The organism is Pseudomonas sp. GW822-FHT03F08, from assembly GCF_058801265.1.
In genome coordinates this window covers 50,037-65,066 of record NZ_JBXANC010000016.1, presented here as the reverse complement: position 1 = coordinate 65,066, position 15,030 = coordinate 50,037, and the positions used below count along the sequence as shown (strand labels likewise).

General features: G+C 59.8%; 16 protein-coding genes and 1 pseudogene. 5 read left to right on the top strand and 12 right to left on the bottom strand.

Annotated features, from left to right (window positions below; all coding sequences use genetic code 11):
• Positions 1 to 56: 56 nt before the first annotated feature.
• The 8 genes from cyoE to hmpA all read right to left on the bottom strand — a co-directional run bounded on the left by cyoE (position 57) and on the right by hmpA (position 8,153).
• Positions 57 to 944 carry a heme o synthase gene (gene cyoE / locus AC1RME_RS28820; protein ID WP_085668163.1) on the bottom strand — a complete coding sequence of 296 codons (888 nt, stop codon included), beginning with the start codon at positions 942 to 944 and terminating at the stop codon, positions 57 to 59.
• A 10-nt stretch (positions 945 to 954) separates the two neighbouring features.
• Entirely contained in the window at positions 955 to 1,290 is a 336-nt protein-coding gene (gene cyoD / locus AC1RME_RS28815; protein WP_065261339.1) for a cytochrome o ubiquinol oxidase subunit IV, read from the bottom strand.
• The gene (locus AC1RME_RS28810; protein WP_007956720.1) at positions 1,290 to 1,916 is read right to left on the bottom strand and encodes a cytochrome o ubiquinol oxidase subunit III; all 627 of its coding nucleotides are present in this window, start codon (positions 1,914 to 1,916) and stop codon (positions 1,290 to 1,292) included. Before AC1RME_RS28810 ends, cyoD begins: the two co-directional genes overlap by 1 nt.
• 3 nt (positions 1,917 to 1,919) lie before the next feature.
• Positions 1,920 to 3,950 (bottom strand): cytochrome o ubiquinol oxidase subunit I, encoded by a 2,031-nt coding sequence (cyoB, locus tag AC1RME_RS28805; protein ID WP_096822810.1) that lies wholly within the window; start codon positions 3,948 to 3,950, stop codon positions 1,920 to 1,922.
• 3 nt (positions 3,951 to 3,953) lie between these two features.
• On the bottom strand, positions 3,954 to 4,895 hold the full coding sequence (cyoA, locus tag AC1RME_RS28800; RefSeq protein ID WP_096822811.1) for a ubiquinol oxidase subunit II: 942 nt from the start codon (positions 4,893 to 4,895) through the stop codon (positions 3,954 to 3,956).
• Between the two features lie 823 nt (positions 4,896 to 5,718).
• Entirely contained in the window at positions 5,719 to 6,228 is a 510-nt protein-coding gene (locus AC1RME_RS28795) for a disulfide bond formation protein B (protein WP_025109264.1), read from the bottom strand.
• A 25-nt stretch (positions 6,229 to 6,253) separates the two neighbouring features.
• Positions 6,254 to 6,814 (bottom strand): ester cyclase, encoded by a 561-nt coding sequence (locus AC1RME_RS28790; RefSeq protein ID WP_096822812.1) that lies wholly within the window; start codon positions 6,812 to 6,814, stop codon positions 6,254 to 6,256.
• Between the two features lie 157 nt (positions 6,815 to 6,971).
• Positions 6,972 to 8,153: an NO-inducible flavohemoprotein gene (gene hmpA, locus AC1RME_RS28785; RefSeq protein ID WP_096822813.1), complete on the bottom strand. Its 1,182-nt coding sequence runs from the start codon at positions 8,151 to 8,153 to the stop codon at positions 6,972 to 6,974.
• Between the two features lie 163 nt (positions 8,154 to 8,316).
• Between hmpA and norR the strand changes: the two genes are divergently transcribed.
• The 5 genes from norR (at position 8,317) to AC1RME_RS28760 (ending at position 12,601) form a co-directional block, all read left to right on the top strand.
• A complete protein-coding gene (gene norR / locus AC1RME_RS28780) occupies positions 8,317 to 9,870 on the top strand; it encodes a nitric oxide reductase transcriptional regulator NorR (protein ID WP_493092059.1) in 1,554 nt (517 codons plus the stop codon).
• A 125-nt stretch (positions 9,871 to 9,995) separates the two neighbouring features.
• On the top strand, positions 9,996 to 10,898 hold the full coding sequence (locus AC1RME_RS28775; RefSeq protein ID WP_096822815.1) for a chemotaxis protein CheV: 903 nt from the start codon (positions 9,996 to 9,998) through the stop codon (positions 10,896 to 10,898).
• 27 nt (positions 10,899 to 10,925) lie between these two features.
• On the top strand, positions 10,926 to 11,384 hold the full coding sequence (locus AC1RME_RS28770; protein WP_192561003.1) for a GNAT family N-acetyltransferase: 459 nt from the start codon (positions 10,926 to 10,928) through the stop codon (positions 11,382 to 11,384).
• 62 nt (positions 11,385 to 11,446) lie between these two features.
• Positions 11,447 to 11,764: a hypothetical protein gene (locus AC1RME_RS28765; protein ID WP_493092057.1), complete on the top strand. Its 318-nt coding sequence runs from the start codon at positions 11,447 to 11,449 to the stop codon at positions 11,762 to 11,764.
• Positions 11,765 to 11,851: 87 nt separating this feature from the next.
• On the top strand, positions 11,852 to 12,601 hold the full coding sequence (locus AC1RME_RS28760) for a YkgJ family cysteine cluster protein (protein ID WP_493092055.1): 750 nt from the start codon (positions 11,852 to 11,854) through the stop codon (positions 12,599 to 12,601).
• On the opposite strand, the gene AC1RME_RS28755 is transcribed toward AC1RME_RS28760, so the two are convergent.
• The 4 genes and pseudogenes from AC1RME_RS28755 to AC1RME_RS28740 form a co-directional block, all read right to left on the bottom strand.
• Entirely contained in the window at positions 12,598 to 13,662 is a 1,065-nt protein-coding gene (locus AC1RME_RS28755; RefSeq protein ID WP_425220395.1) for a methyl-accepting chemotaxis protein, read from the bottom strand. The genes AC1RME_RS28760 and AC1RME_RS28755 overlap by 4 nt on opposite strands.
• A gap of 243 nt (positions 13,663 to 13,905) precedes the next feature.
• Positions 13,906 to 14,187 (bottom strand): annotated as a pseudogene (locus AC1RME_RS28750) (PAS domain-containing protein); the annotation flags it as partial.
• A 147-nt stretch (positions 14,188 to 14,334) separates the two neighbouring features.
• The gene (locus AC1RME_RS28745; RefSeq protein WP_096822819.1) at positions 14,335 to 14,574 is read right to left on the bottom strand and encodes a hypothetical protein; all 240 of its coding nucleotides are present in this window, start codon (positions 14,572 to 14,574) and stop codon (positions 14,335 to 14,337) included.
• A gap of 111 nt (positions 14,575 to 14,685) precedes the next feature.
• Positions 14,686 to 14,991, bottom strand: a complete 306-nt coding sequence (locus tag AC1RME_RS28740; RefSeq protein WP_096822820.1) for a fimbrial protein — start codon at positions 14,989 to 14,991, stop codon at positions 14,686 to 14,688.
• Positions 14,992 to 15,030 lie beyond the last annotated feature (39 nt).

Genomic DNA, 15,030 nt, shown 5'->3' with positions numbered 1-15,030 from the left:
ACAAAAAACCCCGCTCATCTCTCGATGAACGGGGTTTCTCGTACAGCGTTCGAACCTTACGGCGCGTACGTCAGCAACAGCTCGGTCGGCACCTTGAAGTCCAGGGACATCATGACGCTCAACGCGGTGATGGTGAAGATCGAGAACACGAACAGCTTGCGTGCCCAGACCGTGTCATCCACCGCCTTGTAACCGGTCCAGGCCATGTACAACCAGTACATGCCCATGGCCGCGGCGACGGCGAGGTAGCTCATGCCGGCGTAACCGCTGAAGGTCAGCATCAAGGTCGCCACGAGGAAGGCCAGGATGTAGAGCAGGATGTGCTTCTTGGCCACCTGGATTCCGCGCTTCACTGGCAGCACCGGAATCGATGCGGCCAGGTAATCGTTGAAGCGGAAGATCGCGATGGCATAGGAATGCGGCATCTGCCACAGGCTGAACATCACCAGCAGGGTCAGCGCGGCCATGTCGAAGCTGTTGGTCACGGCCACGTAACCGATCACCGGCGGCATGGCGCCCGACAGACTGCCCACCAGCGTGCCGTGAACCGACTTGCGCTTGAGGTACAGGCTGTAGAAGCCGACGTAGATGATGAAGCCGATCACGGCGAACAATGCAGCCAACGGGTTGGCCACCTTGTACAGCAACGCAACGCCGGCGACACCCAGGACGGTCGCATAGACCAGGGCCAGTTTCAGGGAGATCAAGCCCTGGACCAGCACCCGGTTCTTGGTGCGTTCCATCTTCAGGTCGATGTCACGGTCGATGCAGTTGTTGAACACGCAACCGGAGGCCACGACCAGGGATGTGCCGATCATGGCGGCCAGGAACACCGCCAGATCTACATGCCCTTTCGAGGCCAGGAAGAACCCGCCTGCCACAGAAAGCACGTTACCGAAAATGATCCCCGGTTTGGTGATTTGGATAAAGTGCTTGAGCGACATCGGGTCTACCTCACTTCGCCATCATGAACGTGTGGATGCTGAACATGATCCACAGCGACAGGCCGACCAGCAGCAGGATCACGATGGCCGTGAAGACGAACGCGATCACGTTGTTACGCTGAGCCACGGAGCGGTCCAGGTGCAGGAAGTAATACAGGTGAACGATCACCTGGATCACTGCGAACAGCAGGACGATTGCCAGCGTGGTGGACTTCGGCAAGGTCGGGAACATCACCAGGCCGAACGGGATGACGGTCAGGATCACCGACAGGATGAAGCCGATGGCGTACGACTTTACGCTGCCGTGGCCAGCATCATGGCTGTCATGGGAGTGTGCATTAGCCATTACAGGGTCCCCATCAGGTAAACAACGGTGAATACGCAGATCCACACCACGTCCAGGAAGTGCCAGAACAGGCTCAGGCAGCTCAGACGGGTCTTGTTGGTCGCCGTCAGGCCGTGCTTGTTGACCTGGTACATCATGATGCCCATCCAGATCAGACCTGCGGATACGTGCAGACCGTGGGTGCCGACCAGGGTGAAGAACGCCGACAGGAAGCCCGAACGGCTAGGACCGAAGCCCTCGGAGATCAGCAGGTGGAACTCGTTGATCTCCATGGCGATGAAGCCTGCGCCGAGCAGGAAGGTCATGAACAACCAGCCCAGAACCTGCTGCTTCTTGCCTTTGTACAACGCCAGCATGGCGAAGCCGTAGGTGATCGAACTGAACAACAGCAGAGCGGTTTCGCCCAGCACGTATGGCAGTTCGAAGATGTCGTGGCCCGACGGGCCACCGGCGACGTTGTTTACCAGTACCGCGTACACCGCGAAGATCGACGCAAACAGAATGCAGTCGGTCATCAGGTAGAGCCAGAAACCGTATACGGTCATCTCGCCCGAGTCGTGGTGATGGTCATCGTGCCCATGGTCATGACCATGAGCGTGTCCAGCATTGGTCACTAAGTTCGACATTGTTTAAGCCTGTTCCAACTTGGTTTCAACACGGGTTGCGGAAGCAGGGATCTTCCCGGCCGCTACCAGACGCTTGTGCTGCTCGGCTTCGATGCGCTCGATCGTTTCAACCGGAACCATGTAGCCCTGGTCGTCACGTGCAGCGTGGATCACGAAGTAGATGACAGTGCCGGCCAGGCTGGCGATCGCCAACCACCAGATGTGCCAGATCATCGCGAAACCGAACACGGTCAGCAGTGCGCCCATCACCACGCCAGTGGCGGTGTTGTTCGGCATGTGGATCGGTTCGTACTTGGCTGGAGCCTGGTACGCGGTACCGTTTTCCTTGGCCTCGGTGAACGGATCGATGCAGTCTGCTTTTGGCAGTACAGCGAAGTTGTAGAACGGAGGTGGCGACGAGGTCGACCATTCCAGGGTATGGGCATTCCACGGGTCACCGTGTTCGCACATGTTTTCTGGCTTGTTGCGGTCACGCACCGAGACGTACAGCTGGATCAGCTGGCAGGCGATACCGACAGCGATCATCACCGCACCGAACATGGCAACGTACAGGTACGGTACCCACTCAGGGTTGGTGGTGGCGTTCAGACGACGGGTCATGCCCATGAAGCCCAGAGCGTAGAGCGGCATGAACGCGACGAAGAAGCCCGAGATCCAGAACCAGAACGCTGCTTTACCCCAGCCTTCGTGCAGCTTGAAGCCGAACGCTTTCGGGAAGTAGAAGCCGAAGCCTGCGATGTAGCCGAATACCGCGCCGCCGATGATCACGTTGTGGAAGTGAGCGATCACGAACAGGCTGTTGTGCAGAACGAAGTCAGCACCCGGGATGGCCAGCAGTACGCCGGTCATGCCGCCGATGGCGAAGGTCACCATGAAGCCCAGAGTCCACAGAACCTGGCTGGTGAAGCGCAGACGGCCCTGGTAGATGGTGAACAGCCAGTTGAACAGTTTCACACCCGTCGGGATGGAAATCAGCATCGTTGCCAGACCGAAGAAGGCGTTGACGCTGGCACCCGAACCCATGGTGAAGAAGTGGTGCAGCCAAACCATGAAGCCCAGTACCGAGATCGCGCCCGAAGCGTAGATCATCGAGTGGTGGCCGAACAGTTTCTTGCCGGTGAAGGCCGAGATGACTTCCGAGAAAATGCCGAATGCCGGCAGGATCAGGATGTAAACCTCAGGGTGGCCCCATGCCCAGAACAGGTTGACGTACATCATTGGATTGCCACCAAGTTCATTGGTGAAAATGTGGAAATCCATGTAACGGTCAAGGGTCAGCAGTGCCAGGGTAGCGGTCAGGATCGGGAACGAAGCCACGATCAGAACGTTGGCCCAGGTGCAGGTCCAGGTGAAGATCGGCATGTCCATCAGTTTCATGCCAGGGGTACGCATTTTCAGCACGGTCGCGAGGAAGTTAACCCCCGTTAGCGTTGTACCCAGACCGGATAGCTGTAGCGCCCAGATGTAGTAGTCCATACCCACGCCAGGGCTGTATTGCAGACCCGACAGCGGTGGATAGGCAACCCAGCCGGTCTTGGCGAATTCGCCGACGCCCAGGGACAGGTTGATCAGCACAACGCCGGACACCAGCAGCCAGAAGCTCAGGGAGTTCAGGAACGGGAAGGCAACGTCACGGGCGCCGATCTGCAGCGGCACTGCAAGGTTCATCAGGCCGGTGAAGAATGGCATCGCCATGAAGATGATCATGATCACACCGTGAGCGGTGAAGATCTGGTCATAGTGTTCAGGTGGCAGGTAGCCAGGCGAACCCTCGGTGGCCATGGCCAGCTGGGTACGCATCATGATGGCGTCGGCAAAGCCACGCAGCAGCATGACCATGGCAACGATGATGTACATCACGCCGATTTTCTTGTGGTCGACCGACGTCAGCCACTCGGTCCACAGGTAAGTCCACTTCTTGAAGTAGGTGATTGCAGCGAACAACGCCAGACCACCGAGCGCGATCATCGAGATGGTGACCATCACGATCGGCTCGTGGAAAGGGATCGCTTCCCAACTTAATTTACCAAACATCGTTTACTCCTCTGCCCCGGCAGCTGAATGCGAATTCGAGTCCATATCCGTTGCCGCCACTTCTTTCTCTTTCTTCTCGTGCTTCAGCGGCTTGCCCGGTTTCATGCCTTCGTACTTGTCGACGATGGTCTGGAACAGGTTCGGCGTGACCGAGGAGTAGAGCTCGACTGGATTGTTCTGGCTTGGCTTGGCAAGGGCTGCGTATTCAGCTGGTTCAAGCTGTTTAGGTGCCTTTTTGACTTCACTTACCCAGGCGTCGAAATCTTCCTGAGAAGTTGCGATCGCTTTGAATTTCATACCGGTGAAACCAGCGCCGCTGTAGTTGGCGGAGATACCGTCCATTTCAGCGTTGCGGTCAGCGATCAGGTGCAGCTTGGTGGTCATGCCCGCCATCGCGTAGATCTGGCCGCCCAGGCCCGGGATGAAGAACGAGTTCATCACGGCGTCGGAAGTGATCCGGAAGTTGACCGGGGTGTGCGCCGGGAACACGATCTTGTTGACCGTGGCGATGCCTTGTTCCGGGTAGATGAACAGCCACTTCCAGTCCAGCGCGACCACTTCGATGGTCACAGGCTTGACGTCGGATTCGATCGGACGATACGGGTCCAGCTCGTGGGTCGACTTATAGGTGATGTAACCCAGAGCGATGATGATCAGGACCGGAATGGTCCAGACCGCCACTTCGATCTTGGTCGAGTGCGACCATTTCGGGGTGTAGACGGCGTTCTGGTTGGAGGCGCGGTACTTCCAGGCGAACAGGAAGGTCATGATGATGACCGGCACAACGACCAACAGCATCAGCAGCGTGGCGGTGATGATCAGGTTGCGCTGTTCCAGGCCGACCTGGCCCGTTGGATTGAGCAAGGTCATGTTGCAGCCTCCCAGCAACAACGTGCCGAGCAGCGGCACTAGGCCTAGTAATCTGGGGTACCTGTTTTTACTCATCTCACGACCTCTAAAGCAGCTTGCGCAATGCAGTTGGGTTTTGATCGCCAACACTTCACCCTGCCAAGGGTTGGCATTTTCTTTGGATTGAATAAGGGCCGCCCGTCGCGCGTCAGACGCTCGACAAATCCTGGGACAGCGGTCAGTTCTTATTCGAATTCGTGGTCAAAGGCCTTGTTACAGACCAATTCCATTTGGTGCGGAAAGTTGGAAGGCACCGACACCTGGGTGTCTCGCAAGCCTTTCGACCGCTCGACACCCGACTTCCTGCTCAGTTCCTTATAAAGGCTGAACAGTGCCGGGAATTCAGTGCGGGCGATTGTAGATAGGTAGCGCCCTATACACCATGTCTTATCCCGAAATAATTTTTATCCATTCGAGCAACAATCCATCACCATTTTTGCAAAAGTTCCGCATGTTATCGAAATCGATTCTCAACAAAAACACCAAAAAATGTAGGTCTATCGGCCTCAGTTCAGACAGCTCCGAAAGCTTTTTCTGACGTCGCGATCCGCGCAAAGCCCGATACCCCAAGGCTTTTGGCCATGTGCCAGCGTCTGTTAAAACTGCCTGATCCGGCACACGCGTGCAAAAACAGACAAACGCTGAAACAGACCAATCCTTTTTTGTAACAGCGCACCAATCCGTGCCTGTGAAACGCACTGCGACACAGCGCGTGTGACAACATGTCGCACACCTGTCGCACCGTCCCTTGCCGTTCGTCACGGTGTTTTCACAAAGACCCTGAAATGCAAAACGCCCCGATTTGCAGAACCGCAAATCGGGGCGTTTGTTTTATCGGCGCCGGGGCCGAAAAGTTGATTCAGCGCAGTGCTTTTCGGTTACGCGAAGTCAGCAGCGGCACCAGGATCACCACCAGCACGAAGGCCACCAGCGCCCATTGCGCCAGCGACAGACCGAGGATCGGCGGGTACGGCGTCGAGCAGAAACCGTCTACCTGAAAGCCCAGCGGGAAGATCTTCGCCAGCGGCAAATCATCGACGATCGGCTGCAGTACATCGATGCCGCAGCTCACTGCCGGGTAGAACTGGGTGTACACGTGATGCCCTGCGACACCGGCCCCGGCAATCGCGCAGATCACCACCAGCACTTCGAACACGGTGATGCTGCGGCGGGTGCGCATGGCCGCGCCGATGAACGCGAACAGCGCGATCAACAGCAGGGCATAGCGCTGCAGGATGCACAGCGGGCATGGCGCCTCGCCCAGCACGATCTGCATGTACAGCGCGCCGCCGATCAGCGCCAGGCAGATGATGCCCAGCAGCACCAGAAAGCGCCGCTCACGTCCCAATCGAATCGTTTCCTCGCTCATCGCGTTTCCCTTTCATGTCCATGGTTCAGCTGGCCGGCGGCTGCGCTTGCAGTTGCGCCATCAGGCTGATGTTGTCTTCGATATGCCAATTGGCCGCGATGCGACCGTTGTCGATCTGATAGATATCGGTTGCCCGGAAGTCTACACGCTGCCCCTGCCCTTTGAGAGCCTTGAACGTACCGGTGAAATGCCCGCGAAAGTGCAGATGCACCACCACGCGATCACCGGCGACGATCATTTGTTCGATCTCGCAGCTCAAGTCCGGTACCGCCGTGCGAAAGAACTTCGACGCCAGCAGCGGTCCCGTCGGCCCTTGCACCCGGCCTTCCGGCGGGGTCTTGTCGACAAACTGCGGCGACAGGGCTGCGGTGGCCAACGCCTCTTCGCCAGTGTTCCAGAAACTGCCATAACGCCGCGCCGCCAGTTCCATTGCATCACGCTGGGCCTTGGGCAGGCTCTGATCGACGATCAGGGTCTGCGGCTGGATCAACGCGGATTCGGCAAAGGCAAACGGACTGGACAGCAAGGCAACCGACAGGCCCAAAGTGGCCAGGCTGAAACGGCGGGAAGAAGCGAAGTGCGACATGGGGGCGATCCTGATCATGTAAACGAACGAGCGCCTATCATCAGCATCGGGGAATAAACGATAAACCGGTTAAGAAACGATTAACCTTTAAACACTTTTTAAGAATCAGAACGGTTCGAAAAAAAGCGACCCGAGGATCTCGGGTCGCTCATCAGGCTTATTCCAGAGCCGCCGCCGGCCCGAAGAACTCGTAACGGCTCTGTTTCTCCGGCACACCCAGCGCCTTCAGGTGACGCTTGATCGCCCCCATGAAACCTTTCGGTCCGAGGAAGTAGGCGTCCACGTCACGCTGCGCTGGCAGCCACTCACCCAGTTGTTCCTGGCTCAGCAACCCGACCTTGTCCGCCGCCGGGCTCACACCGTCATCTTCGGCATAGCAATAGAAGCGCTTGAGCTGCGGATGACGCTCGGCCAGACCATCGATCCAGTCACGGAACGCATGCACGCTGCCGTTGCGCGCGCAATGAATGAAATGCACCGGACGCTCGGTTTCCAGCGCCGCTTCCAGCATGGCCAGCGTCGGGGTGATACCGACGCCGCCGCTGATCAACACCAGAGGTTTGTCGCTGGCCGTCAGAGTGAACTCGCCCGATGGCGGGAACAGTTGGATGCTCGCACCGACATGCAGTTGATCGTGCAGGTGATTGGACGCACGACCGCCCGGTTCACGCTTGACGCTGATGCGGTACTGACCCTTGTTGGCCAGGGCGGACAGCGAGTAATTGCGGCGGATTTCTTCGCCGTCGAGCACCAGCTTCATGCCGATGTACTGCCCCGGCTCGGCCGCGAGGATCGGGCCTTTGTCCGCTGGTTCGAAGTAGAAGGAAATGATTTCCGCGCTCTCCTCGACCTTGGCCGCCACGATGAACTCCCGCGCCCCGCGCCAGCCGCCGACGGCTTGTTCTTTCTGGTCATAAATGGCCGTTTCGGCACCGATCAGGATGTCGGCCAACTGGCCATAAGCGGCACCCCAGGCACTCATCACTTCCGGCGTGGCGATTTCTTCGCCGAGCACTTCGGAGATGGCGCGCAGCAGGCAGGTGCCGACGATCGGGTAGTGTTCCGGCAGAATCTGCAACGCCACGTGCTTGTTGATGATCTTGGCCACCAGATCGCCCAACTGGTCGAGCTGATCGATGTGACGGGCGTACATCAACACGCCGTTGGCCAATGCACGAGGCTGGTCGCCGCTGGCCTGGTGAGCCTGGTTGAACAACGGGCGAACTTCCGGGTACTCGGAGAGCATCATGCGATAGAAATGGGTGATCAGCGCTTCACCGCCGCTTTCCAGCAGAGGCACAGTGGATTTGACGATGGCACGATCCTGGACGCTAAGCATAAGGGTGACTCCTGAGCTTTCTCTAAAAGTGCCTTAACCGTTTCAGTTATCATGCCAACTAAATTCTCCATATAAATCAATAACTTGAAATTTATGTAGTCAGATCGACACAAGCACCTCTATAGTCGCTTCGACTACAACGCGTCTCTTTGACTACAAGACCATGTCTGCCAAATCCCTGCTGACCGCCCTGCTCCCACTGGTTTCCGACCTGTCCCGCGAACTGCCCGAAGGCGAGCGCTACCGGCGCCTGCTCGAAGCCATGCGCGCCCTGCTGCCGTGCGACGCCGCTGCGCTGCTGCGCCTCGATGGCGAGTGGCTGGTGCCGCTGGCTGTCGACGGGTTGAGCACCGACACCCTCGGCCGCCGCTTCAAGGTCAGCGAACACCCGCGCTTTGGAGTGCTGCTGGCAGGCGCCGGCCCGACCCGTTTTGCCGCCGACAGCGATCTGCCCGATCCGTATGACGGACTGGTCGACGGCCTTGACGATCACCTCGAAGTCCACGATTGCCTCGGCTGTCCGTTGTTCGTCGATGAAAAGCTTTGGGGCCTGATTACCCTCGACGCACTCGATCCGGAGCGCTTCGAACCGATCGAACTCGATGCCCTGCAGGCCTTCGCCAGCCTCGCTTCGGCCACAGTGAACGCCGCTGAGCGCATCGAACGACTGGCGATCCGCGCCGAGGACGAACACCAGCGCGCCGAGGTGTATCGCCAGGCCAGCGGCCAGCAGAATCGCGAAATGATCGGCCAGAGCAAGGCCCACAAACGGCTGGTGGAAGAGATCAATCTGGTCGGCGGCAGCGACTTGACCGTGCTGATCACCGGCGAAACCGGGGTCGGCAAGGAGCTGGTGGCCCAGGCGATCCACGCCGCTTCCAAGCGTGCCGACAAGCCGATCATCAGCCTCAACTGCGCGGCCCTTCCGGACACCCTGGTGGAAAGCGAACTGTTCGGCCACGTGCGCGGCGCCTTCACCGGCGCCACCAGCGACCGCCGTGGCAAGTTCGAACTGGCCAATGGCGGCACGCTGTTTCTCGATGAGGTCGGCGAGTTGTCGCTGACCGTCCAGGCCAAGTTGTTGCGGGTTTTGCAGAGCGGCCAGTTGCAGCGTCTGGGTTCGGACAAGGAACACCAGGTCGATGTGCGCCTGATCGCCGCGACCAACCGCGACCTGGCCGAAGAAGTGCGCAGCGGTCGCTACCGCGCCGACTTCTACCATCGCCTGAGCGTATACCCGTTGCGGGTCCCGGCGCTGCGAGACCGGGGCCGCGATGTACTGCTGCTCAGTGGTTATTTTCTGGAACAGAACCGCTCGCGCATGGGCCTCAACAGCCTGCGCCTGAACAGCGACGCGCAAGAAGCGCTGCTTGCCTACACTTGGCCGGGCAACGTACGGGAACTGGAACACCTGATCGGACGCAGCGCGCTGAAGGCGCTGGGCAACTGCAAGGTTCGGCCGAAGATACTCAGTTTGAGCGCGATGGATCTCGACCTGCCGCGCGAGGTTGTGGATAACTCGCCGGAGCCGGCCAGTGCCGTCGTCGCGATGCCGTTGATTTCCGGGGATCTGCGCGCAGCCACCGAGCAATATCAGCGGCAGTTGATCAGCGCAGCACTTGAGCGTCATCGGGACAACTGGGCCAGCGCCGCGCGTGAACTGGGGCTGGACCGGGCGAATCTGGGGCGCATGGCCAAGCGGTTGGGGATGAAATGACAGTCCCGCCGTCGGATTGGCGCCAGAATCCCTAAAGCCTGCCGGTTACAAGTCGATAACCCGGCATCAATAGTTTTCGGCGATTTCCACCCTCGCCCATCACCTTTTTTCCACAGAAGGTTTTTATGTCTTCCAACAAAGCCCGCGCAGATTCACTTTCGCTTCTGCTGTTTACCTTGCGCAGCGGCAAGCTGATGGCGATCAACCTGCTGAAAGTCAGTGAAATCATCCCCTGCCCGCCGCTGACCAAGCTGCCGGAGTCGCACCCGCACGTCAAAGGCATCGCCACCCTGCGCGGTGCTTCGCTGTCGGTGATCGACCTGAGCCGTGCCATCGGCGAGCGTCCGCTGGAAGACCCGAACGGCGGCTGCCTGATCGTCACCGACGTCAGCCGTTCGAAACAGGGCCTGCACGTGCAGGCGGTGAGCAAGATCGTGCATTGCCTGACCACCGACATCAAACCGCCGCCGTTCGGCTCCGGCGGTTCCCGCGCCTACATCACCGGGGTGACCTCGGTCGACGGCACTCTGGTGCAGGTGCTGGACATCGAAAAGGTCATACACAGTATCGCCCCGGCGCAAATCGAGATGGCCCCGACCGACCTGAGCATGGAAGACGCCGAAGTGCTGGGCAACGCGCGGATTCTGGTGGTCGACGACAGCCAGGTGGCGCTACAACAATCGGTGCACACCCTGCGCAACCTCGGCCTGCAATGCCACACAGCGCGCAGCGCCAAGGAAGCCATCGACTGCCTGCTGGACCTGCAAGGCACGGCGCAGCAGATCAACCTGATCGTCTCCGACATCGAAATGTCCGAGATGGACGGCTACGCCTTCACCCGGACTCTGCGCGAGACCCCGGACTTCGCCCACCTCTACGTGCTGCTGCACACCTCGCTGGACAGCGCGATGAACAGCGAAAAGGCCCGTCTCGCCGGCGCCAACGGCGTGCTGACCAAGTTCTCTTCGCCAGAACTGACCCACTGCCTGATCGAAGCGGCCAAACACGTCGCCGCCCACGGACACTGAGCCTTGAGCGAAACGTTCTGTTTTCTGATGCGGCGCGACCTGAGCCAGGACGTGCCGGCCATCGAGTGGCCGAATGGCATCGAACTCACGACCTACAGCGCCGAACGGGCGCCCGCCGTGCATGAACTGATGCAAATCGGTTACCGCGAAGGTGGCGGCCGGGTGCCGGCACTGGACGTCTGGCAACAGCAGTTTGAAAACGATCCGGAATACGATCCCGCATTGTGCTTCATCGCCAGCGATGCAGACGGCGTCCTCGGCGTGGCGCAATGCTGGACCAGTTCCTACATCAAAAATCTGGTGGTGCATCCCCGCGCTCAAGGTCGTGGATTAGGCCGGGCGTTGTTGCTTCATGCGTTCAAGGCGTTTCGGGATCGGCGAGAAGGGTTTGTCGATCTGAAGGTACTGGAAGACAACCGTCGGGCGCAGAGCTTGTACGAAACGTCCGGAATGTATGTGGTCCGCCGGGAATTGGTGCCGGACTGACAAACTAAAATCCTGCGGCATACTCAAACCCTGGCGATCAACCCTCCAAGGATGCCCGAACCATGAAACGCCTCGCCCTCTCCGTGCTTTGTCTCATTGCCCCTCTCGCCCACGCCTCCAGCCCCGATGCCTGGGCCGCCCATGACAAAGCCGTACTCGCCAGCTGCACCAAGGCCAGCGGCCTGAAAGACGCCAAACCGGTCGGCAATGCCGCGCAATTCGACGACCGCGTCGGTTACACCGCGCTATTGCTGCAAGGTCAGTACCCGCAAAAACACATGAAGGGCCAGCAAGGCACCGAGTTGTGCCTGTACAACAAAAAGTCGAAAACCGCGTTCGTCACCGAATGGGACTCGATCCGCCCGACCGCCAAGCCCTGAGTGAATGGCGCACAACTTGCTTCAACCCAGGCCTGCATGGCGGTTTTACGTCGCCGTTTCACACCCTGATTGAAGATCGCCCGCTCAATGAATACGACGTTTTCCTGCGTAGGTTGCGGCAAATGCTGCACCGATCACCACGTGCCCCTGACGCTGGCCGAAGCCCGTATGTGGGCGGCTGACGGCGGTCAGGTGATCGTGTTGGTGGAGGCATTTCTCGCCAACGGCCTGGGCCTGCCGGAACAGCAGCGTGAGCATGCGCTGCGTCGTTCGGCGGTAGTGCGCAGCGGAAACTCCGACGCCCATGTGGCAATCACCTTCGCCGCCTACAACGTCGGTCCCTGCCGGAATCTTGACGAAGACAAGCTGTGCCGCATCTACGAGCGCCGGCCGCTGGTGTGTCGCATCTATCCCGCCGAAATCAATCCGCACATTCCGCTGAACCCTGCCGCCAAGGACTGCCCGCCGGAATCGTGGGAACAAGGGCCGGAGCTGATCGTCGGTGGTGAATTGGTGGATCAGGAACTGGTGACGCTGATCCAGCGCTCCCGTCAGGCGGATCGCGATGACATCCGGACCAAGGATGCGATTTGCGGGTTACTCGGCATCCGCACCACGGCACTCAAGGGCGACGGGTTTACCGCGTACCTGCCAGACATGGGCGTGTTTGCCTCGGTCATCGATCAGGTCACCGCGCAGCCATTGAGCGAAGTGTCCAGTGAATGGCTGTTTCACCTCTCCGGTGATGATGTCGCCGGGCAAGTGCTGGCGGCGGGTGCACACGTGGTCACCGAGCCGCCGCAGACTTACGCGTTCATTTCCCTGCGCGCGGCCTAGGATCCCTGTCGCCGCCCCCAGAACTCCCGCGCCAGCGAACGCAAATCCCCCGCCAGCCCCGCCACGTCCTGTGAGTTGAGCTGGCTCTGGCGCCCTTCATCCACCGTCAATTCACACGCGGTACGAATACTGACGATGTTGCGGTTGATGTCCTCGCTCACCGCGCTCTGCTCCTCGACTGCGGCAGCAATCTGCAGGCTCATCTCGGTGATCTGCTCGACCCGGCCGCTGATGCCATCCAATGCCCGCGCCGCACGCTGGGCCTGTTCAACACTGTTATCCACATGCTCGCTGCTCTGCTGCATCACCAGCACCGCATCCCGCGCACCGTTTTGCAGGGTGCTGATCATCCGCTGAATCTCGTTGGTCGACTGCTGAGTGCGCTGGGCCAGACCCCGCACCTCATCGGCCACCACCGCAAACCCACGCCCGGCATCCCCGGCCCGCGCCGCTTCGATCGCAGCGTTGAGCGCCAGCAGATTGGTCTGCTCGGCGATGCTGCGGATCACCTCCAACACTCCGGAAATCTCGCTGCTGTGGCCTTCGAGCTGATGAATCACCTCGGTGGCCCGCCCCAACTCTTCGGCCAGACGCAGCACGGCGCTACGACTCTCGCCGACCAACAGATGACCTTCACGGGTTTCCGTCCCCGCCATATCAGCCGCCACCGACGCCTGCTGCGCATGGCTGGCCACCTCGGCAACACTGGCCGCCATCTGATGAATCGCCGCCGCCACCTGATCGGTTTCCGCCTGCTGCGCCAGCGTGCTGGTGTGACTGCTGTGCAGATGATCCACCAGTTGCGCCGCATGCCCGGCCAGCCGTTGCGAGGCATCACCGATCCGCCCGACCACCGCGCCAACCTGGGCTTCGAGCATCTGCAAGGCAAACTCGATTTGCCCAAACTGATCCCGCCGCCCGGTATAAATGCCCTGGCTCAACGGATTATCGGCAATCTGCCGGGCACGCTCGGTCAGTCGCTCCAGCGGCCGCAGCAACCAGCCCACGCCCAGCGCACACGCGCCACTGCCGGCCACCAGCGCAGCGGCTTCGATGCCCATGGACTCCGGCCGCAGCCAGGCTTCAATCCCCAGTACCACCACCAGCACCGAACTGGTCAACGCCATGATCCGCGCCCGCAACCCCAACACCGGCAGCCGCTGCCAACGCGACACCCGCTCCCCGCGCAACTGCGCGTAAGCCCGCTCTGCCGCAGCGACCTGCCGCGCATCCGGTCGCGTACGCACCGACTGAAACTCCACCGCCGCACCGTTCTGCGTGACCGGCGTGACATAGGCACTGACCCAATAGTGATCACCGTTCTTGCAACGATTCTTCACCAGCCCCATCCACGACCGCCCGCGCTTGAGCGTCTGCCACATATGGGCAAACGCCTGCGCCGGCATGTCCGGATGACGCAACAGGTTATGCGGCGTGCCCAGCAGCTCGTCACGGCTGTAACCGCTGATCTTGATGAAGTCGTCGTTGGCGTAGGTGATCGCGCTGGTCAGATCGGTGGTCGAGAGAATGTTCGCATCCGGCGCAACATCGACATTGCGCCCGGTCACCGGGAGATTGATCTTCATGGAAAGCGCGCTCGTTTTATTGGAAAGAGTCGGCAGGGCTGCTGACTCTAAGCGCACTAACTGGTTAAACGTTGATCTGGCTCAGGAACTGAGCACTTAGCCATCACTGTGATCGAAAATCACAGCGACGGCCGAGGCGGGAATGAATCAGCGCTTGCCCATCGAACGACGGGTGCCCGACGGCGCCACGCCCGGGATCTTGGCATGACGGTCACCGTCCTTGCCCTTGAACTGCGGCTGCTTGGCCGCTTTGGCAGCCGCAAGGTCACCTGGCTTGAACGGGAACTTGAAGGCCGGGATCTTGGCTTTGGTTTCGTTGGTTTCAGCATGCTCGGCCGTGACGTCGCTGATAGCGTCATCAACTGGCGGTTGGGTCGGGGAAGTCATAAAAGCTCCGCAAAGCAAAAAGTCGGGCCCGAACAGTGAGCCGCGAAGGCGCGCAGTATACCCGCGCGCCCAATATCGGCACCTGAAGATTTACACGGCACGCCGAACGGCCTACAGATAACTGATGGTGACAATGCCCTTGTCGCTCGAAGTCTTCAGCGCCTCATACGTGACGGACAACGGCAACGCCTCATGACTGCACGCATTGCGATAGGAATCGACATCAAGCGTCAGGCCAGGCTTGACCTCAACCTGCCGCGACGCCTTCGAACCCAACGCCCCGACACGCCCCACCTCACAACCGGAATCGACAATCCGCCCGCTGAACCGGATCTCACCGGAACTCGTCTGCGGCGCGGCAAAGACACAAAGCGGAAGCAAAACAAGCCCAGCCGATATCGCGATATTCAACTTCATGGCAAAGACACTCCCGAAAGCCCCACCCCAATGGCGTCA

Coding starts and splice junctions, on each gene's coding strand:
- cyoE (WP_085668163.1), bottom strand. CDS start 944: ATGTCGCTCAAGCACTTTATCCAAATCACCAAACCGGGGATCATTTTC.
- cyoD (WP_065261339.1), bottom strand. CDS start 1,290: ATGGCTAATGCACACTCCCATGACAGCCATGATGCTGGCCACGGCAGC.
- AC1RME_RS28810 (WP_007956720.1), bottom strand. CDS start 1,916: ATGTCGAACTTAGTGACCAATGCTGGACACGCTCATGGTCATGACCAT.
- cyoB (WP_096822810.1), bottom strand. CDS start 3,950: ATGTTTGGTAAATTAAGTTGGGAAGCGATCCCTTTCCACGAGCCGATC.
- cyoA (WP_096822811.1), bottom strand. CDS start 4,895: ATGAGTAAAAACAGGTACCCCAGATTACTAGGCCTAGTGCCGCTGCTC.
- AC1RME_RS28795 (WP_025109264.1), bottom strand. CDS start 6,228: ATGAGCGAGGAAACGATTCGATTGGGACGTGAGCGGCGCTTTCTGGTG.
- AC1RME_RS28790 (WP_096822812.1), bottom strand. CDS start 6,814: ATGTCGCACTTCGCTTCTTCCCGCCGTTTCAGCCTGGCCACTTTGGGC.
- hmpA (WP_096822813.1), bottom strand. CDS start 8,153: ATGCTTAGCGTCCAGGATCGTGCCATCGTCAAATCCACTGTGCCTCTG.
- norR (WP_493092059.1), top strand. CDS start 8,317: ATGTCTGCCAAATCCCTGCTGACCGCCCTGCTCCCACTGGTTTCCGAC.
- AC1RME_RS28775 (WP_096822815.1), top strand. CDS start 9,996: ATGTCTTCCAACAAAGCCCGCGCAGATTCACTTTCGCTTCTGCTGTTT.
- AC1RME_RS28770 (WP_192561003.1), top strand. CDS start 10,926: ATGCGGCGCGACCTGAGCCAGGACGTGCCGGCCATCGAGTGGCCGAAT.
- AC1RME_RS28765 (WP_493092057.1), top strand. CDS start 11,447: ATGAAACGCCTCGCCCTCTCCGTGCTTTGTCTCATTGCCCCTCTCGCC.
- AC1RME_RS28760 (WP_493092055.1), top strand. CDS start 11,852: ATGAATACGACGTTTTCCTGCGTAGGTTGCGGCAAATGCTGCACCGAT.
- AC1RME_RS28755 (WP_425220395.1), bottom strand. CDS start 13,662: ATGGGCATCGAAGCCGCTGCGCTGGTGGCCGGCAGTGGCGCGTGTGCG.
- AC1RME_RS28745 (WP_096822819.1), bottom strand. CDS start 14,574: ATGACTTCCCCGACCCAACCGCCAGTTGATGACGCTATCAGCGACGTC.
- AC1RME_RS28740 (WP_096822820.1), bottom strand. CDS start 14,991: ATGAAGTTGAATATCGCGATATCGGCTGGGCTTGTTTTGCTTCCGCTT.